This is a genomic window from Sphingomonas sp. URJC2 (assembly GCF_059803575.1).
In genome coordinates this window covers 210,494-230,184 of the sequence record NZ_JAPFGX010000001.1, presented here as the reverse complement: position 1 = coordinate 230,184, position 19,691 = coordinate 210,494, and the positions used below count along the sequence as shown (strand labels likewise).

General features: G+C 68.6%; 12 protein-coding genes and 2 tRNA genes. 5 read left to right on the top strand and 9 right to left on the bottom strand.

The annotated features are described in order from the left end of the window. Window positions 1–3 precede the first annotated feature (3 nt). The 3 genes from gyrA to yaaA form a co-directional block, all read right to left on the bottom strand. On the bottom strand, window positions 4–2,745 hold the full coding sequence (gene gyrA / locus OPU66_RS01055; protein WP_498551739.1) for a DNA gyrase subunit A: 2,742 nt from the start codon (window positions 2,743–2,745) through the stop codon (window positions 4–6). A gap of 161 nt (window positions 2,746–2,906) precedes the next feature. Then, window positions 2,907–3,590 carry an SDR family NAD(P)-dependent oxidoreductase gene (locus tag OPU66_RS01050; RefSeq protein WP_498551738.1) on the bottom strand — a complete coding sequence of 228 codons (684 nt, stop codon included), beginning with the start codon at window positions 3,588–3,590 and terminating at the stop codon, window positions 2,907–2,909. Beyond that, a complete protein-coding gene (gene yaaA / locus OPU66_RS01045; RefSeq protein ID WP_498551737.1) occupies window positions 3,587–4,342 on the bottom strand; it encodes a peroxide stress protein YaaA in 756 nt (251 codons plus the stop codon). Before yaaA ends, OPU66_RS01050 begins: the two co-directional genes overlap by 4 nt. 161 nt (window positions 4,343–4,503) lie before the next feature. Here yaaA and OPU66_RS01040 point away from each other — a divergent pair, with 161 nt between their 5' ends. Continuing rightward, window positions 4,504–5,790 (top strand): tetratricopeptide repeat protein, encoded by a 1,287-nt coding sequence (locus OPU66_RS01040; RefSeq protein WP_498551736.1) that lies wholly within the window; start codon window positions 4,504–4,506, stop codon window positions 5,788–5,790. A 71-nt stretch (window positions 5,791–5,861) separates the two neighbouring features. On the opposite strand, the gene OPU66_RS01035 is transcribed toward OPU66_RS01040, so the two are convergent. Next, window positions 5,862–6,353: an Lrp/AsnC family transcriptional regulator gene (locus OPU66_RS01035; protein WP_498551735.1), complete on the bottom strand. Its 492-nt coding sequence runs from the start codon at window positions 6,351–6,353 to the stop codon at window positions 5,862–5,864. Between the two features lie 158 nt (window positions 6,354–6,511). Between OPU66_RS01035 and OPU66_RS01030 the strand changes: the two genes are divergently transcribed. From OPU66_RS01030 to OPU66_RS01020, 3 genes are all read left to right on the top strand, one after another. Continuing rightward, window positions 6,512–8,302 carry a sensor histidine kinase gene (locus tag OPU66_RS01030; protein ID WP_498551734.1) on the top strand — a complete coding sequence of 597 codons (1,791 nt, stop codon included), beginning with the start codon at window positions 6,512–6,514 and terminating at the stop codon, window positions 8,300–8,302. Between the two features lie 61 nt (window positions 8,303–8,363). Then, window positions 8,364–8,439: transfer RNA gene (locus tag OPU66_RS01025), tRNA-Ile, on the top strand. Window positions 8,440–8,506: 67 nt separating this feature from the next. After that, window positions 8,507–8,583: transfer RNA gene (locus tag OPU66_RS01020), tRNA-Pro, on the top strand. 55 nt (window positions 8,584–8,638) lie between these two features. Here the strand turns inward: OPU66_RS01020 and OPU66_RS01015 are convergent. The 5 genes from OPU66_RS01015 to OPU66_RS00995 all read right to left on the bottom strand — a co-directional run bounded on the left by OPU66_RS01015 (window position 8,639) and on the right by OPU66_RS00995 (window position 18,717). Next, window positions 8,639–9,577: a restriction endonuclease gene (locus tag OPU66_RS01015; RefSeq protein ID WP_498551733.1), complete on the bottom strand. Its 939-nt coding sequence runs from the start codon at window positions 9,575–9,577 to the stop codon at window positions 8,639–8,641. Between the two features lie 110 nt (window positions 9,578–9,687). Beyond that, complete coding sequence (nagE, locus tag OPU66_RS01010) at window positions 9,688–11,463, bottom strand: N-acetylglucosamine-specific PTS transporter subunit IIBC (RefSeq protein WP_498551732.1); 1,776 nt, start codon at window positions 11,461–11,463, stop codon at window positions 9,688–9,690. After that, complete coding sequence (gene ptsP, locus OPU66_RS01005; protein ID WP_498551731.1) at window positions 11,460–13,949, bottom strand: phosphoenolpyruvate--protein phosphotransferase; 2,490 nt, start codon at window positions 13,947–13,949, stop codon at window positions 11,460–11,462. Before ptsP ends, nagE begins: the two co-directional genes overlap by 4 nt. Next, entirely contained in the window at window positions 13,946–15,976 is a 2,031-nt protein-coding gene (locus OPU66_RS01000) for a beta-N-acetylhexosaminidase (RefSeq protein WP_498551730.1), read from the bottom strand. The genes ptsP and OPU66_RS01000 overlap by 4 nt, the downstream gene beginning before the upstream one ends. 20 nt (window positions 15,977–15,996) lie before the next feature. Beyond that, window positions 15,997–18,717, bottom strand: coding sequence for a TonB-dependent receptor (locus OPU66_RS00995; protein WP_498551729.1), 2,721 nt, complete (start codon window positions 18,715–18,717; stop codon window positions 15,997–15,999). A gap of 192 nt (window positions 18,718–18,909) precedes the next feature. Here OPU66_RS00995 and OPU66_RS00990 point away from each other — a divergent pair, with 192 nt between their 5' ends. Beyond that, window positions 18,910–19,683 carry a GntR family transcriptional regulator gene (locus tag OPU66_RS00990; RefSeq protein WP_498551728.1) on the top strand — a complete coding sequence of 258 codons (774 nt, stop codon included), beginning with the start codon at window positions 18,910–18,912 and terminating at the stop codon, window positions 19,681–19,683. Window positions 19,684–19,691 lie beyond the last annotated feature (8 nt).

Below are 19,691 nucleotides of genomic sequence, written 5' to 3'. Positions count from 1 at the left end.
CGTTCACGCCGCGCTGCCTGCCCCGTCCAGCGCCCCGTCCGATCCGGCGGGCAGCGCATCGGTGTCGGCCTCGTCCTCCGGCCCGTCGCTTTCCTCGATCCGGGCGGCGGCCACCACATGTTCGTCGGCGGCGACGTCGAACAGCCGCACGCCGGCGCTGCCGCGCCCGATCACCCTCAGGCTGTCGAGCGGGATGCGGATCATCTTCGCCTGATCGGTCACCAGAATGATCTGGTGCGCGGTCGTCGCCGGGAAGCTGGCGACCACCGGGCCGTTGCGCTCGATATTGTCGATGTTGACGATGCCCTGACCGCCGCGCCCGGTGCGCCGATATTCATAGGCGCTGGACAGCTTGCCATAGCCATTAGCGCAGACGGTGAGGACGAACTGTTCGCGCGCGACCAGCTCGGCATAGCGCTCATCGTCCATCCGGCGCGGCGCGCGGTCGGGGTCTTCGCCCTTCCACGGCGCGTGGCGCAGATAATCCTCGCGCTCGTCCTGATCGGCCACCCCCACGCGGTGCAGCGTCGACAGCGACATCACCTCGTCGCCGGACTTGAGCGTGATGCCGCGCACCCCGGTCGACGAGCGGCTCTGGAACTCGCGCACCTCGTCGGCGGCAAAGCGGATCGCCTTGCCGGTCTGCGTCGCCAGCAGCACGTCATCGCCTTCTTCGAGCAGGGCGACCCCGATCAGCCGGTCCTCGGCATCCTCGCCCTCGAACTTCATCGCGATCTTGCCGTTGGACGGGATGTTGGCGAACGCATCCATGCTGTTGCGGCGCACGCTGCCGCGCGCGGTGGCGAACATCACGTGCAGCCGGCCCCATTCGGCCTCGTCCTCGGGCAGCGGCAGCACGGTGGCGATGGTCTCGCCCTCGGCCAGCGGCAGCAGGTTGATCATCGGCCGCCCGCGCGTGCTCGGCCCGCCTTCGGGCAGGCGCCACACCTTCATCCGGTACACCCGGCCGAGATTGGAGAAGAACAGCACCGGCGTGTGCGTCGAGGTGACGAACAGGTTGGTGATCGCGTCCTCGTCCTTGGTGGCCATGCCGGCCCGGCCCTTGCCGCCGCGCTTCTGGGCGCGGAACGCATCGAGCGGCGTGCGCTTGATATAGCCGCCAAGCGTGACGGTGACGACCATGTCCTCGCGCTCGATCAGATCCTCGTCCTCGATGCCGTCGGCAGCGGGGGCGATCTGGGTGCGCCGGGGCGTGGCGAACTCGGCGGCGACGGCCTCCAGCTCGGTGCGCATCACCGCATAGAGGCGCACCCGGTCGGCCAGGATCGCCAGCAGCTCGCCGATATTGGCGGCCAGCTGCTTCAGCTCGTCGCCAATCTCGTCGCGGCCGAGCGCGGTCAGCCGGTGCAGTCGGAGATCGAGGATCGCGCGCACCTGCGCCTCGGACATGCGATAGGTGTCGCCCTCGACCTCATGGTCGATCGCTTCGACCAGCCGGATATAGGGCGCGATTTCAGCGACCGGCCAGTCGCGCGCCAGCAGCGCCGCCCGCGCCTCGGCCGGGCTGGCCGAACCGCGGATGATCCGCACCACTTCGTCGAGATTGGTGACGGCGATGACGAGGCCGAGCAACAGATGCGCCCGCTCGCGCGCCTTGGCCAGTTCGAACTTCGAGCGGCGGGTGATCACCTCCTCGCGGAACTGGATGAAGCTCTGGATGATCTCGCGCAGCGTCAGCAGCTCGGGCCGGCCGCCGCGAATGGCGAGCATGTTGGCCGCAAAGCTCTGCTGCGCGGGGGTGTGCCGCCACAGCTGGTTGAGCACCACTTCGGGCGTCGCATCGCGCTTCAGGTCGATGACGATGCGCACGCCCATGCGGTTGGATTCGTCGCGGATGTCGGCAATGCCTTCGATCCGCTTGTCCTTGGCGGCCTCGGCGATCCGCTCGACCAGCGCATTCTTGCCCTGCTGATAGGGGATTTCGGTGAGCACGATCGAGCGCCGGTCGCCCCGGCCTTCCTCGATCTCGTGGCGCGAGCGGACGATCACCGATCCGCGCCCCTGCTGATAGGCGGCGCGCGCCCCCGATTGGCCCAGGATGATCGCCCCGGTCGGGAAATCCGGCCCCGGCACGATCGCCATCAGCTCTTCCAGGCTGATCGCCGGATTGTCGATATAGGCAAGGCAGGCGCGGATGACCTCGCCCAGATTGTGCGGCGGAATGTTGGTCGCCATGCCGACCGCGATGCCGCCCGCGCCGTTGACAAGCAGGTTGGGGAAGCGCGCCGGCAGCACCTGCGGCTCGCGTTCCGAGGCATCGTAGTTAGGCTGGAAGTCGACCGTGTCCTTGTCGAGATCCTCGAGCAGGCTGCCCGCGACCTTGGCCAGCCGTGCTTCGGTGTAACGCATCGCCGCCGGCTCGTCCGGGTCCATCGACCCGAAATTGCCCTGACCGTCGATCAGCGTCACCCGCATCGACCAGTCCTGCGCCATGCGCGCGAGGGTCAGATAGATCGCGGCATCGCCATGCGGGTGATATTTACCCATGACGTCGCCGACGATGCGGCTGCACTTGCGATACGGCTTGCCCGCGACATAGCCCGCTTCCTGGCAGGCATAGAGGATGCGGCGGTGCACGGGCTTCAGCCCGTCGCGCACATCGGGCAGCGCGCGGGCGACGATCACCGACATCGCATAGTCGAGATAGCTCGACTTCATTTCGTCGACGATGCTGATCGGTCGAATATCGGACGGTTCGGCGATGACGGTGTCGTCGCTGCTCAAGGCGTTGCGCTTTCAAAAATGGTGAAACCTGTCGCCCGGCTTAGCGGCTGCGGCGGGCGAACGCCACCCCCGCACGGTCCCCGAGGCGGCAGGCAGCGCCCGGCCCACAGGCTTATCCACAGGCTTGTCCCGGTTTGGCGGCGCGGTGCCCGCCGGCCCGGTCAGGGGGTGATCGTCGCCCCGTCCCACGCGATCAGATTGCCGCTGTCCTTGACGCCCAGCCCCTCGATCACGTCGAGCAGCTGCACGGCCGCACGTCCGGCGTCGAACAGCTGGCCGGGGGCGACATTCTTCTGAAATGGCTGCGACAGGCGGGTGTCGACGGTGCCCGGATGCAGGCCGACAACGATGGCGCGGTCATTCAGCCGCTTCATCTCGACCGACAGCGTGCGGATCAGCTGGTTGAGCGCCGCCTTGCCGGCGCGATAGCCATACCAGCCGCCCAGCCGGTTGTCCGAAATGCTGCCGACCCGCGCCGACAACGCGGCGAACACCGTGCGCTCGCCCCGGGGCAGCAGTGGCAGGAAATGCTTGGCGACCAGCGCCGGGCCGACGGCATTGACGCCGATCACCTCGGTCAGCCAGGCGGCGTCCAGCTCTTTCAGGCTCTTCTCCGGCCCGCGCGCAGCCGAATGGAGCAGGCCGGTCGCCACGATCACCAGCGCGGGCGGCGGGCCGGCGGCGACGCGCGCGGCGGCCGCGGCGATGCTTGTTTCGTCCAATATGTCGATGTCGGGCCGCGCCAGCGCATGGACGGTTGCAAACTGGCCTTCCTCGACCAGCGCCGCCGCCAGCGCGCCGCCAATGCCGCCGCGCGCACCGATGACGACCGCGCTGCGGCTCATGTCCGCACGAACCGCCACAGCGTGTCGGTCGATCCGTCGCCGTCGAACCGGTAGCCGTCGGTGTCGAAGCCCTTGAGCGCCTCGGCCTCGGTCAGCCGGTGTTCGCACATGAACCGCGCCATCATGCCGCGCGCGCGCTTGGTCGCGAAACTGTTGAACCGGAGGCCCGCCGGACCCTGCTCGCGGAAATCCACGGTGATGATCCGCGCGCCCGCCGGCGGCGCGGCCTCGACCGCGTGCCAATATTCGCGGCTGGCGAGGTTGATCACCACCCGGTCGTCCTGCGCATCGAGGTCGGCGGCCAGCAGATTGCCCACCCGGTCGCCCCAATAGCCATAGAGATCGCCGCGCTCGGGCGCCCATTTGGTGCCCATTTCCAGCCGGTAGGGCCGGATCGCGTCGAGCGGGCGCAACAGCCCGTAAAGCCCCGACAAGATGCGCAGATGATCCTGCGCGAACAGCACCGCTTCCTCGGCCAGGCTGTGCGCCTCGAACCCCGCATAGACGTCGCCGGCAAAGGCATAGATGGCCGGCCGCTCGGGCAACGTGTCGAAGTTGCGGAACCGCTCGGCGTTGAGCGTCGCCAGATTGTCCGAAATGCCCATCAGCGCCGACAGCCGCTCGGGCGACAGCCGTGCCGCCGCCTCCGCCAGCTGCACCGCATCGGCGGCATAGCGCGGGGCCGTCACCGGCAGGCCGGGGATCGGCTTTTTATAGTCGAGCGTTTTCGCCGGGGAAATGATCGCGATCATCGTGGGCGTGCGGTTAGCCAAGCTTGGCCCCGGGTTCAAGCAAGGTTCACGGTGCCGGCGGCACGGCAGGCCCGGAAGTGGCTGCTTGTTCGCTGCGCGGCTGGGCGGTATCGAACCGCAGCAGACGGGAAAAGCCCGGCGAACAGGGTCTGGAGGAGCATATGATGAAGTTGGTATCGAAACTGGCGCTGGGCGCAGCGATCGCGATCGGCATGGGGGCAATGGCCGGCCAGCCGGCGTTCGCCCAGAAAAAGGGCAAGGCCGAAGCCGCCGGCGAGGCGAAGTTCACGCCGAAGCTGAGCAAGGAATTCCGCGCCGCCGCCGGCCCGCTGCAAAAGGCGATCGAGGCCAAGGATTTCGCCACGGCCAAGGCGGCGCTGCCCGCCGCGCAGACCGGTGCCACCGAGGCCGACGACAAATTCTTCCTCGGCCAGTTCAAGCTGCAGATCGGCCTCGGCACCAACGACCGGCCGCTGCAGAAGGAAGCGCTCAACGACATTCTCGGCTCCGGTTCTGCGGGGGCCGCGCCGGACATTGGCCGCTTTGCCTTTTTCGCCGGCCAGTTCGCCTATCAGGACAAGGATTTCGCCGCCGCGATCCAGCGGCTGACCCAGGCCCGTCAGGCCGGCTATGCCCCGGTCAACGCGCAGGGGCTGCCGAGCCACGACATCGAACTGCTGCTGGCTGAAAGCCATTTCCGCAGCAACCAGACCGTCGAAGGCCTGACCGTGCTCGACGAAGCCGTGAAGTCTGAAAAGGCGGCCGGGCGCAAGGCCCCGGCCGACTGGTACAGCCGCGCCGCGTCCGTCGCTTATGGTGCCAAGATGATGGACCAGGTCGCGCGCTGGACCCGGATGCAGATCGTCGATTACCCGACGGCTGAAAACTGGCGTTCGGCGCTGGTCATTTATGGCGACAGCCAGAAGATGGACGACCAGACCAATCTTGATCTGATGCGGCTGATGCGTGCTGTCGGCGCGCTGGCCGGCGAGCGCGACTATTTCGAATATGCGCTGCTGGCCGACAAGGTCGGTCTGCCGGGCGAAGCCGATGGCGTCGTCAAGGAAGGGCTGGCCAAGGGCAGCTTCGACAAGTCCAGCAAGGCGATCAACGAGATCGGGACCCTCGCGGCCGGCCGCGTGCCCGAAGACAAGAAGTCGCTGCCTGCCGCCGAGCGCAGCGCGGCCACTGCCGCCAACGGCAAGATCGCGCTCAGCACTGCCGACGCGTTCTTCGGCTATGGCGATTTTGCCAAGGCGGCGGAGCTGTATCGTCTGGCCATTCAGAAGGGCGGCGTTGATGCCAATGTCGCCAATCTGCGCCTCGGCATGGCGCTTGCCCGCGCCGGGCAGAAGGATGCGGCCCGCCAGGCCCTGACCCAGGTGACCGCCGGCCAGCGCGCCGAAATCGCCAAATTCTGGGCGATCTGGCTCGATCAGCAGGCCTGATCATCATCAGCCCCGGCCGGGCCTGTGCCCGGCCGGGGCTGATGTCTGCGATGATTGTTACCCGGTGATTGTCATCCGGTGATGCGCCCGCCGCCGGGAACCGGGACGCCGGGGCTGTCCTTCGACGTGCGGATGGTGAGCGATGTCTTGACGCTCGCGACATTGGGCGCGGTCGTGAGCTTCGTCGTCAGGAAATGCTGGAATTCCTGCAGGTCGGGCGAGACGATTTTCAGGATGAAGTCGATTTCGCCGTTCAGCATGTGGCATTCCCGCACTTCGGGCAGGGTGGTCACATGTTCCTCGAACGCCTGCAGGTCCGATTCGGCCTGGCTGCGCAGGCTGACCATCGCGAACACGCTGATCCCATAGCCGAGCGCGGTCGGATCGAGCCGGGCATGATAGCCCTTGATCACGCCGCGCTGCTCGAGGCTGCGGACGCGGCGCAGGCATGGCGGGGCCGTCAGGCCGACCCGCGCGGCGAGATCGACATTCGTAATCCTGCCATCCTCTTGAAGAGCGGCAAGAATTTCATAATCCACTTCGTCGAGCACCGGGCCGGCCATGTAAGCTTGTTCTCCAAAATGATGCGCTACCTATAAGAATATTACGAGCAAGCGCAATTGTGCCACAATGTGACGGCGCACTTTCTCCCCTGTTGCGCCCGGTTTCCGTGGCTTATCCTGTGCCGCGCGGTCCATTGTGGCCGCCAAGGGGTGCAAGGGTGCGATTCGACGACCGTCTGGCGACAGTCCTGGGCCTTCCGGCTCCGGGCAGAACGGAACGGCTGGCGCTGTGGCGTCAGCTGGTCGATCTGCTTGCGCAGACGGATCGCGGCGAATCGCCCCGCCGGGGCGAGGCTCTGGCGCGGCTGCGCGACTGGCGACGCGATGTGCCGGACGCGACGCGCCGCGGCGCGGCACTCGCGCTGGCCGGGGAGACAGTGCCGGCGGATCTGGTGCATTTTTTTGCCGAAGACGACGCCTCGGTCGCCGCGCCGGTTCTGGCGCGGGCGGCGATGGGCGACGATGCCTGGGCGGTGATGATCCCGCGCCTGTCGCCGGTGGCACGCGCGCTGCTGCGCCACCGGCGTGATCTGGGGCCGCAGGCGCGCCACGCGCTCGATGCGTTCGGCCCGAGCGATCTGATGCTCGGCCCCGGTCCGGTGGCTGCCAACGATGCCTCGATCGCGGGTCCGGCTATGGCCGGCCCCGAAGCGAGCAGCACCGAAGCGGGCAGTAGCGACGCCGGCGGCGATCTGGCCGCAGACATCCCCGATCCTGCCGTGGGTGGCCATGTCGCACATTCAGGCGAAGGACCGCTGCCTGAGGACGCCGGTCCGGCCATTGAGGCGACGTTGGCGACCTCGGCCGGAACCGCGTCGTCCCCGCCGATTGCCGAGCTGGTGGCGCGGATCGCCGCGTTCCGCGACGGGCGCGGCGCGGCTGCCCCCGCCATGTCCGTCCCTGCGCCGCCGCGCGAGTTTCTGTTCGAAACCGGGGCGGACGGGGCGATCAACTGGTGCGACCTCGATGCGCGCGGGGCGGTGATCGGCCTGTCGATCGCCTCCGCCGATGAAACCAGCGCGCACGGCGTCGACGGCCATGCCGCGGGCGCGTTCCGCCGCCGCGCGTCATTCCGCGATGCGCGCCTGACTCTGGCGGGCGAGGGGGCGATTGGCGGCGAATGGCGGATTTCCGCCGTGCCGGTGTTCGATCCGGCGATCGGCCGCTTTTCCGGCTATCGCGGCAGCGCGCGGCGGCCCCGGCTCGACGAACGGGCCGAGCTTCCCGGCCTGTTCGGCACCAGCCTGCCGGGCGAAGCGCTGCGCCAGCTGGCGCATGAGATCCGCACCCCGCTCAACGCGATCATCGGCTTTGCCGAGCTGATCGAGCAGCAGATCATGGGCCCGGTCAATGCGCGCTACCGCCAGCTCGCGGCCGAGATCCTGGGCGAGGGGCGCAGCCTGCTGGCGACCATCGACGATCTGGAAACCGCCGCGCGGATCGAGGCGCGGGCGCTGCGCCTTGCCCCGCGACCGCTCGATCTGGGCGCGCTGCTGGCCAGCCTTGGCCCGGTGCTCAGCGATCTTGCCGATCTGCGCGGGGTCGGTTTCGCCGTCCGCCTCGCGCCCGATCTGCCGACGATCACCGCCGATCCCGTGTCGGCCGAACGGATGCTGGTGCGGCTGACCGGCGCGATGATCGGGCTTGCCGCGGCCGGTGAGACGGTCGAGGCGCGGCTCGATCCCGGCATTATCGGCCAGATCCGGCTGAGCGTGTCGCGCCCCGCCGTGCTGGCCGGCCGCGACGAACGCTCGCTGCTCGATCCCGCACACGGCCCTGATGGCGACTGGCCGGATGCGCCGGTGCTCGGCCTCGGCTTCACGCTCAGGCTTGTGCGCGGGCTGGCCGAGGCGGCGGGCGGCCGGCTGGTGATCGAGGCGGACCGCATCGTGCTGATCCTGCCGGCGGTTGCAGGCGCGGCCGTTGCGTCCGAGCTGGAACAGCGCTGATCCTGCCTGATCGTGACTTGCCAGTCACGCTGCGGCTCCGCTATCGGCAAAGTTCCGGGCCGGGCCTGTAGCTCAATGGTTAGAGCTGGCCGCTCATAACGGCTAGGTTGGGGGTTCGAGTCCCTCCGGGCCTACCACCGGACGCTTGCGACAGGCGGGCGAAACGCGCATGAGGCGTGCGACCCTGTCTGATCGGTCCCGTGTCGGGGAGTAGCGCAGCCTGGTAGCGCATCTGCTTTGGGAGCAGAGGGTCGCAGGTTCGAATCCTGTCTCCCCGACCATTTTCGATGACGTGTTCGTCTGGCCTTTGCCTTTCCGTGCAGTCTTCGGCGTAACTCAGGCGTCGAAAAAGCCTGTGTCCAATTGTGGGATATCGATCGAGGCCACCACGCGCGTGCCGACCTTGTGCCGGATCATCAGCGAGGCCAGCTCGTCTCCGTCGATCAGCACGATCCGGCGGGTAGCGCTCTCTGCCTGAACACGCGCATCCCTGGTAAAGCTCGACGCGGTCACGAACAGACCCTTGGGTGCCCGCTTCAGATCGAGTGCCCCGTTAAAGTCGCGGATGGCGGCGGAGCCGACTGCATTGCCCTGATTATACCGTTTGGCCTGAATATACACGCTGTCGAGCCCCAAAGCGTCTTGGTGGATGACGCCGTCGATCCCCTGATCGCCTGAACCACCAAGCGCCTGTGCCATTTCCTCGGCCCCGGACCCATAGCCCATCTTCAACAGCAGCTGCACAATCAGCTCTTCAAAGTCGGCAGCGGCCATCGTCCGGACCCGCTCGAGCAGTTCGGCCCGCAAGGCCTTTTCCAGATCCTGGCGGGCGGCCTCGATGCGTTCCTCCGGGGTCAGCCGGGTGTCGTCCGCGGTCGCCTTGGGCGCCGCGGTCGATCTGTTGGGGCCGGGAGTTGTGCTGGTGCCGCTCGCGTCCAGCCAATCGGAAAATTCATCAAACTGGGCCAATGTGCCCCGGTCGATCCGTGCGGGGTGCTGTTGCAGCATGGATCGGCCGCGATCCGTGATCTCCGCCAGTCCCCGGGGCGGGCTGCTCAACAGACCCGCCTTTCCCAAATAGGTTTTGGCCCAGTGGAGGCGATTATAGAACAGTGCTTGCCTGCCGCTGGGAATTCTTTCTGCCAGTTCCGCCTCGGACAGCCCGAGCTTTGCCGCCATCACGGAAACAAGCTCTTTGAGCAGCAAAGGGCGGTTTGCGATGCCATATTCCCGGAGGAGGGGCAGCATCAACTCTTCATAAGTCGGGATCGCCATCGGCGCGGCTGTCTCAGTCTCGTGTTCAGATCAGGCTGGCATATGGACATAAAACCCCGCCGTCCAGAAAGTCCCTGCGCACGCCGCGGCGTGCGCGCCCGCCGGGTGCGTCAGTTCCGGATCAGCGGGGTGAGCCGTCCGGCCAGATCATCCGCGCCCGTCCCGACGATCAGGTGCAGGCTGCCGCCCGTTGCCGCCGCGCCGCGAATACCGAGATCGCCCAGCTCCGCCATCGCTCCGGGGCGGGCGAGCAGCTGGTCCGCCGGACCGGTGCTGTCCAGCACCAGCCGGGTGTCGCGGGCAGCAACAGCGGCAATGCCCAGCGGACGCAGCCATGCCGCCAGCGCATGGGCATCGATGGCCGAGCGGACGGGTGGATCGGCGGCCGGCGGGATGGCGGCCAAAGGCTGGGCATCCTGCGTCGCCGGGCGCGCGGCGGAGGCGGCGAGCCGGCGGATCTCGCCTGCCAGCCGGTCGGCGGTCGGCCCGATCACGACCTGCACCGCATCGCCGCCGGGGCGGAACACGCCGCGCGCGCCGAGACGCTTGAGCGCTGCCTCATCGACCAGGGCCGGATCGACGACGCGCACCCGCAGCCGCGTCGTGCAGGCGTCGATGATGCTGAGATTGGCCCGCCCGCCAAGCGCGGCGGCAAAGCGCGCGGCGACCGGCAGCGCGTCGTCCGCGCCGGATGCGTCCGCTGTCACCGCATCATCGGCAGCGTCGCGGCCGGGCGTCTTCAGGTCGAACCGGCGGATGCACCAGCTGAACGCGGCGTAATAGACGAACGCATATGCCGCCCCGACCGGCAGCAGCAGCAGCGGCCGGGTCGCAAGGCCAAAGCCCAGCACATAATCGAACAGCCCGGCGGAAAAGCCGAAGCCCAGCCGCACGCCCAGCGCATCCATCAGCGCCATTGCCAGCCCGGTCAGCACCGCGTGCAGCGCATAAAGCGCGGGGGCGAGGAACATGAAGCTGAACTCGATCGGCTCGGTCACCCCGGTCAGGAAGCTGGTCGCGCCGAGGCTGAACAGCATCCCGCCGACCGTGCGGCGCTTGTCCGGGTGGGCGGCACGATACATTGCGAAACACGCGGCTGGCAGGCCGAACATCATCACCGGGAAAAAGCCGCTCATGAACGCGCCGGCGGCAGGATCGCCGGCGAAGAAGCGTTTGAGGTCGCCGGTTGCACCGCCGAAATCGCCGAGGATGAACCAGGCGATGTTGTTGAGGATGTGGTGCAGCCCGGTGACGATCAGCAGCCGGTTGAGCGCGCCATAGACGAACAGCCCTGCCGGCCCGGCCTCGACTGCCCGGCGGCTGAGCGTATCGACCCCGGCCGACAGCAGCGGAAAGCCCAGCCCGAACACCAGCGCGATCCCCAGTCCGGCCAGCCCGGCGGCAATCGGCACGAACCGTCGCCCGCCGAAAAACGCCAGATAATCGGGCATGCGGATGTCGGCATAAAGATTGTAGAGCTGGCCGGCGATCAGCCCCGAGACGATACCCGCCGGTACGCTGAGCCGTGCGATCTGGCCGTCGCGCCAGGCGGCGGTCAGCGCGGCGCGGACATCGTCGCCAGCGCCCGCCCCGATCCCCGGCGGGACGGCGAGCAGCACCTTGGCCCCTTCGGTTGCAACCAGATAGGCGACCGCGCCGGCCAGCCCGGCCGCGCCATGGTTTTCGCGCGCCAGCCCGACCGCGACGCCGATGCCGAACAACAGCCCGAGATGCCCAAAAATCGCATTTCCCGCCGCCGCGATGAACGGCAGGTCGAACAGATCGGGCTGGCCGAGGCGCAGCAGCAGCCCGGCGACGGGCAGCACGGCGATCGGCAGCATCAGTGCGCGACCCAGCGGTTGCAGGCGGGCGAGCAAGGCGCTCATCGGGCGAACTCCTGAGCAAGGGCGCGGACGGCGCGGGCATCGGGCAGGGCGATGGCCGCCTGCGCCAGCGCGCGGCAGCCTGGCAGGTCCAGCATCCGCACCCGCGCCTTGATTGAGGCGATCTGATCGATGGCGACCGACAGCTCGGTCACGCCCAGCCCGACAAGCAAGGGTGTTGCCAGCGGATCGGAGGCCATGCCGCCGCACACGCCGAGCCAGCGGCCATGCCGGGCCGCGCCCTTAGCGGCCAGACCGACCAGACGCAGCACGGCGGGGTGCAGGGCATCGACGCGCGCGGCGGTCGCCGGATTGCCCCGGTCGCAGGCCAGCGCATATTGGGTCAGGTCGTTGCTGCCGATCGACAGGAAATCGGCCTCGCGCGCAATCGCATCGGCCCCAAGCGCGGCGGCCGGGGTTTCGACCATGACGCCCAAAGGGGTCGGGCGGTCGATGCCCAGCAACGCCTCGGCATGGCGCAGCCGCGCCCGCACCGCTGCCAGTTCGGCGGGTTCGATCACCATCGGCACCATGATCCGCCGCTGTGCCGCGGGCACGCCGGTCAGGATCGCGCGCAGCTGGGTGTCGAGCAGATCCTGCCGCTCAAGGTTGAGCCGCACGCCGCGCAGGCCAAGGGCGGGGTTTTCCTCCGCCGCCATCGGCAGATAGGGGGCGGGCTTGTCGCCGCCGATATCGAAGGTGCGCACGATCAGCGGCCGGTCGGCCAGCGCGGCGGCGATCTCGCCATAGATGCGCGCCTGTTCGGCCTCGCCGGGCGCATCGGCGCGGTCGAGGAACAGGAATTCGGTGCGCAGCAGCCCGCAGCCTTCCGCGCCGCTTGCCACCGCGCGCCCGGCCTCGGCCACCGATCCCAGATTGGCGAACAGCTCGATATGGGTGCCGTCGCGCGTCACCGCCGGGCGATGGGCCTCGGCCCGCGCCTCGGCCCGGGCGGCACGCGCGGCGGCCAGCCGCTGGGCGGCCTGATCCAGCCGCAGCTGATCGGGCGCGCTGTCCAGCCCGGTTTCGGCATCGAGGATCAGCGGCTGCCCCTCGGCGATGTCGAGCACATCGGGGCCGAGTGCGACCAGCATCGGCACCCCGGCGGCGGCGGCCAGGATCGCGACATGCGCGGTCGGCCCGCCCCGGGCAAGCGCGACGCCCGCCAGCCGGTCAAGGTCGAGCGCCTGAAACTCGCTGGGCAGCAGGTCGTCGGCGATCAGGATCGCGGCGCGGGGCAGGGGGGCAGCCGGTGCTTCCGCGCACACCAGTTCGGCGATCACCTGCCGTTCGATATCGGCAAGATCGTCGATCCGCTCGATCAGCAGCGCGTCGCCGGTGGCAGCGAGCGCGGCCTGACAGTCGCGCACCGCGCGCCGCCAGGCAAAGGCGGCGCTTGCCCCCGCATCGATGGACTCGGCCGCGGCAGCGGCCAGTTCGGGGTCGTCGACCAGCGCGCGATGGGCGCGCGCGATCTCCGCCATCGGCCCGCGTCCGGGCGCGTCCAGCCGGGTGGCGACGGCGGCGCGCGCGCGGGTGAGCGCTGCATGTTCCGCAGGTGCCGGGCCGCCGGTCTCGGGAACTGCCAGTTCCGCGCGCCGGAACCGGGCGGCGACGCCGATGGCAAGCCCCGGCGCCGCGGTGACGCCGAGGATCAGGTCCCCCGCGCGCCGCGATGCGGCGCTGCCGGGGATCGGGGTCGGCCCACGCGGCGGCGGGGGCGCATGGTCGGCGGCTTCGCCCATGCCGCTGGCGATCAGCGCACACAGCGCGTCGGCCGCCGCTTCGGCATCGGGGCCACGCGCCTCGATGGTCAGGCGGTCGCCATGCCGCGCCGCCAGGGTGAGCAGCGCGACCGTGCTGCGCGCGCTCGCCCGGCGCGTGCCGGTCAGGATCGCGACCTCGGCCGCGTAGGGGCGCAGCAACGCGACGATCCGCGCCGCCGGGCGCGCATGGATGCCATTCGCCATCGCCAGCACCAGCTCACGCTGCGCGGGCGGGCCAGCGGGTTCGGCCGGCGCGGGATCCGGGGCAGTGGCACCGCGCGCCAGATGACCGATCGGCGTTCCCGCCGTCACCAGCCGTCCCGGGCGGTCGATCACCAGCCGGTCGCCGTCGCCGATCACGACCATCGGGGTGACGACCGACCGCGCGGCGCGGGCAACCCGGTCGAGATCGAAGCGGATGAGCGGATCGCCAGCCGCAAGCTGCGCTCCCTCCGCCACCTGCGGCGCAAACCCCGCCCCGCCCAGCGCCACCGTGTCGAGACCGATATGGATGAGCAGGGTGACCCCGTTTTCTGCCTCCAGAGTCACCGAATGGCCGGTGCGGGCGACCGCCACAACCCGTCCGGCGCAGGGGGCGCTGACCAGACCGTCGAGCGGGTCGATGGCGACGCCCGGCCCCATCGATCCGCTGGCAAACACCGGATCGGCAACCTCGTCGAGCGGCATCAGCCAACCGCTGACGGGGGCGAGAAAATCTGTCACTTGATCAGTCTCACTTGCTCGATCGCCCAGAGCGGGTCCGGCCCATGGGCGGTATAGGTCAGGCACAGGCTTGCCGTATCCGGCAGCGGCGGCAGCGGCGCGGTCAGCACCGTCACGCCGGGATTGGCGGTGGCGGGCTCAAGCGGCAGCCGGGCGACCGGTTCCGCATCACAGCCGCCCGCGCGCACCTCGACCTCGCCGGCCGAGGTGGTTGGCGGGCGGAAGCGGATGGTGGCACGGTCGGCCCCGACCTGGAAGTTGAACGGCAGCTGCCCGACATGGACGGCAATCGCCCGCGCGCCCCTGGTCGGGGCATCGACCCACACCCAGCAGGGATCGAGAATGTCGATCAGGAACCGCGCCCGCGCGCCATCGGCCGGATAATCATCCTCGAGGTAAAGCGGCAGCCGGGCGGAACAGCTGCGCAGGCCGGTGCTCATCACCCGGTCCGGCGCATCGGGAGCGGCGGGCGGACGTAAAGCAGTGTCGGCGGCAACAAGGCCGAGCGGGGCCATGCGCGCAAGCTGGGGCGCGAGGCGCGCGAGAAAGCCCGGATAATCGGCCCCGCCCGCCCAGCCGATTTCGGCCACCGCCATCGCGCGCGGAAACGCCATCCACGCCACCCGCGCTTCGGTGCGGATATGTTCGGTCCACAGCTGCCCCTGCAACCCGCGCAGATGCCGGCGCAGCGCCGCGCCCGGCCGGTCGCCGAGCGGCTGCACGGCCAGCACAGTCGCCAGATCCTGCACCTTGCCGCGCCCCGGCGGCTCGGCCGGGTCCGCGCCCTGACGATGGTCGAAATAAAGCACCGGCGCGGCGGCCAGAATCGTGTCATGGCCGCGCGCGGCGGCCCGTTCGGACCCTTCGCGCCCGCGCCAGGACATGACGATGGCGTCGCCGGGCAGGCGGGCGTCCAGAATCTCGTCCCAGCCGATCAGCCTGCGGCCATGGCGGGCGAGAAACCGGCCGATGCGGCCGATCATCCAGTTCTGCAGCCCGGCCTCGTCGCCGACACCAAGGTCGCGGATGCGCTGCTGCACATGCGGATCGGCACGCCACTGGTCCTTGACCGCCTCGTCCCCGCCGACATGGATCTCGCGCGACGGGAACAGCGCGATCACCTCGGCAAACACATCCTCGAGAAAGGCGATCGTCCGTTCATCGGGCGCGTAGAGCCAGGGGAAGACACCCCAATGCGATTCGATGCCGGGCGGCAGCGGCACGCCCATGCCCAGTTCCGGATAGGCGCGCAGCGCCGACAGCGCATGGCCGGGCAGTTCGATCTCCGGCACCACGGTGACGCCCCGCGCGGCGGCGAAGGCGACGATCTCGCGCACCTCGTCCTGCGTGTAATGGCCGGCGACGGGGGGCAGGGGCGGCGCACCCGGCGCGGTCGCGGGCTGGCGGGTGCCGCCGATCCCGGTCAGGCGCGGATATTTGCGTATTTCCAGCCGCCAGCCCTGATCGTCGACCAGATGCCAGTGAAAGCGGTTGAGCTTGTTGACCGCCATCCATTCTATGAAGCGGCGGATAAAGGCCGGCGATTGGGGATGGCGGGCGGAATCGAGCATCATCCCGCGCCAGCCGAAGCGCGGCCGGTCGTCGACGCGCGCCGCCGGCACTTCGCCGGTGCGCCCCGGCCGGGTCGCCAGCTGCCACAAGGTGACGGCCCCGTAATACAGCCCGGCCCGGTCGCCGCCCACCACCGTCACGCCGCGCGGCGTGATCCGCAGCCGATAGGCCTCGGGCGGCAGCGCCGGATCGCGGCGGAAGCGGATTGCGGGACCGGCGGCGTCGCCCGCCATTCGCGTGGCAAGCGCGATGCCGGTCGTGCGCTGCATGAGATCGGCAAAGGCGGTCACCGCATCGGCATCGCCGGTCAGCGGTGTCGCGGCGGAGACAAAAAAACTGCCGCTATCGACCCGCATCCGGGCCGGTTGCGGCAGCAGGTGGAGAGACTCCGCCGCCGCCGGGGCCGCCAGCCCGATCAGGGCGGCGACCACGGCCTTGGCGACCGGACGGATCATGGGACCGGGCATCGGGGGCCTCAGTAGCGGACACGCACCCCGGCATAGAAGATCCGGCCATTGTCATACAGGGCGCGGAACCGGTCGGTGGTTCCGGCATATTGGAAGATCTTGGTGTTGGTCAGGTTGACCGCATCGGCCGTCAGCGAGACATTGTCGGTCAGCTTGTAGCTGATCGAGGCGTCGAGCGTGTCGGTCGCCGCCTGATTGAGCGGCGAGGCGCGGTCGATGTTGATGAAGAAGGCCGAGCGGTAATTGTAGGACAGGCGCGCCGACAGCCGGTCATTTTCGTAATAGCCGGTCAGGTTGAGCGCATGCTTGGAGTTGCCGGGGATCGGATCGCCGGTTTCCGACTGGGCGTCGGAATAGGTGTAGTTGACCACCGCGCCGAAGCCGCCCCAGATCGGCCGCGACACTTGCAGTTCAAAGCCCTTGTTGGTGCCGCCTGCGCCGTTCGACCGCCGGTTGATGTCGAACAGGCAGTTGTAAAGCTGCTGGCCGGCATTGATCAGCGTGCAGCGCGACAGGTTGGGCGTGCCGGTCTGCACCGGGAAACGTTCCTGCACGGTGCGGTTGACGATGTAGGACTGGATGTCGCGGTAATAGAGTGCGGCCGCCACGATGGTGTCGCGGTCCGGATACCATTCGACGCTCAGATCGGCGCCATTGGCGCGATAGGGGCGGACATTGGGGTCGCCACCGTCGCCGGTGAGCGCACCGGGGTTGAGGCTGACGCGCGGGACGATGTCGGTATAGTCCGGGCGCGTGACCGTGCGGCCGGCGGCCACGCGGACGACCACGGTCGGGCTGACATCGAACGCCAGGTTCACGCTCGGCAGGATGTCGGTATAGGACTGGTCGATCTCGACCGGCAGATAGGTGCCGAACGGATTGGCGATCGCGCCGGGTGTGTTGGCTGGCACACCGAGCAGATTGCCGCGCGAAATCTGGTCAGTGCGGATGATGCGCACGCCGAAGTTCCCGCGCACCTTTTCGCCCTCGCCGCCGATCTTGGCCATCACATAGCCACCATAGGTGCGCTCGGTGATCGAGTAATTCTCCGGCGGGTTGATCACCCGTTCGCGCACCGAAGCCGGCTGGCCATTGAGGATCGAGCGCAGCTTTGCCCGGTCGACCGCGAAATAGCTGGTGAGCGTGCCGGGCAGGGCGATGTTGCGGAGGAAATCATCGGGCAGTCTGCCGCCGGCAAAGCTGGCCGAGGTGCAGGGCGCACCGCCGCAGCCCTGGCTGCTCAGCGGAATGAAGAAGCCGCCGAACGTGGTCGCAAGGAACCGCGCCTCGCGCAGATGGTCGGTATATTTGCCGCCGAACTTGAGCGCCGTGATCGGCCCCCAGTCGACGTCTTTTTCGAGGTCGGCGTAGAAATAGGTTTCTTCGTCGATATTGTCGATCTTGTGCAGTGACGCGAAGTCGAAAATCAGATCGGCCGGCCGGTTGGGATCGATGCCGGTAAAGCGCACCTGCGGCACGCGGCCGGTGATGTCGAAGGTGAAGGCGCCGGGGGCCGCCCCCTCGTAAAAGGGCTGGGAGTTGGTTGCGCCCTTGGCACGGGTATAGCCGCCCTTTAGGTGCAGCCGCGCGGTGTCGCCGACCTGCCAGGTCACGTCCAGATCGCCCGACCAGGTATCGGCAAAGGCATCGCGGTCGATCACGTCGTAAACGGCCGCACGGCCGCCCGGCGTCGAGGTCACGGTGCCGCGCACGACGGTGCCGTTGGCGACCGTCGGGTTGGTGAGCGTGCCGCCGCCGCCCAGCGCGTTCGACGTCCAGGCAAGGTAATTGGCGTTCACATTGTCGGCGTTGAAGCGCGAATACAGCCCGGTCGCGATGATCTCGAGATCGTCGGACGGCTTGAACTGCAACTCGATATTGCCGCCATAACGCTCGCGCGTCTGCTGGAACAGCGCCGACCCGATCAGCGCTGGGATCTGCGCAGTCTGGCCGCCGACGGTTACGTCCTGATAGCCGAGCACCTCGACGCCGTCGCGGCGGATCTGGCGCTTCTGGTAGACCGCGCCGACCAGGATGCCGAACGTCTCGTCGGCATTTTTCCAGCTGACCATGCCCGAGGCCTGCGGATCGACCTTGCCCGAACGCTCGGTATAGACTGCCTGTGCCGAGGCCGAGACCGTCCAGCGGTCAAGATCGAGCGGGCGGCGGGTGTTGACGTTGATCGTGCCGCCGATGCCGCCTTCCTCGATATCGGCCTGCGGGCTTTTGAACACTTCGAGCTTGCCGACGATTTCCGACGGCAGCGTCAGATAGTTGAACGAGCGGGTCGCCGACAGCTGGTCGAGGATGAACCAGTCGGCGGTGGCGATGCCATGGCCGTTGACCAGCGTCTTGGTGAGGTTGGGCGCGGTGCCGCGCAGCGAGACGCGCTCGCCCTCGCCAAACTCGCGGTTGATCACGATGCCGGGCACGCGCTGCAGCGCCTCGGCGACATTCTTGTCGGGAAACTTGCCGATATCCTCGGCCGACAGGACGTCGGCGACCATGTCGGTCAGCCGCTTGGCCTGAAGCGACTGGGCGATCGAGCTGCGAAAGCCCTGAACGATGATGTCATCGCCGGTCTGGGTGTCGCCATTCTGGGCAGCGGCCGTCTGGGCCGGATCGGGCGCAGAGACATCCGGGGCGGCTAGGGCGGCGCCGGGCATGCCGGCAATCAGGATCGCCGCCAGGCTGGCCGCGCCGAACAGGTGATTGTGCTTGGTCATCATTTCCCCCTCCCGTTGACGGCGGCTTTTGGACATTTCCAATAAGCTACCAATATGGGACCAGAAGCAGTTCATTATATGCATTGGCATCAGCGTCAAGTGGGATTCTTGCAGCCATGTGACAGAAAAATGCATTTTTGGGCTGGCAATGGTCTGATATTGGTTATAGGTAGCGGAGCAAGGGAGGCGCCACAAATGGGGCTGTTGCAGGATGTGGTCACGCTGGAAAAGCGTGGCGGAGGAAAACAGGGCGGGGAGGGGCAAAGCGAGGCGGCCGGCCCGCTCTATCTGCGCCTGCAGGATGTGCTGCGCCGTGCGATCGAGCAGCGCCAGCTGAAGCCGCAGGATGCGCTGCCGCCCGAACGCGATCTGGCGCGCGATTTCGGCGTTTCCCGCATCACCGTGCGCAAGGCGCTGGACGGGCTGGTGGCCGAAGGGCTGCTGACCCGGCGGCAGGGGGCGGGCACGTTCGTCGCCGGCCGGGTTGAGAAGCAGTTCGCCAAGCTCACGTCCTTTTCCGAAGACATGATTGCGCGCGGCCGCGCGCCGAGCAGCGAATGGCTGCTGCGCGCGCGCGGCGCGGTGACGCCCGATGAATCGCTTACGCTGGGGCTGTCGCCGGGCACGCCGGTCTACCGGTTCCACCGCATCCGCTTTGCCGATGGCGCGCCGATGGCGCTCGAACAGTCGACCATCGCCGGCGACTGTCTGGCCGATGTCGATGCGGTGCGCGATTCGCTCTATGCCGCGCTCGATGCGGCGGGCAACCGGCCGGTGCGCGCGCTCCAGCGGCTGCGCGCGGTGCTGTTCAACCGCGAACAGGCCGGGCTGCTTCAGGTCTCGGCCGGCGCGCCGGGCCTGTTCATCGAACGGCGCGGCTTTCTGGAGGATGGCCGCGCGGTCGAGATGACGCACAGCTGGTATCGCGGCGACGCCTATGATTTCGTGGCGGAGCTGAACGCGCTGTGAGCACCGCC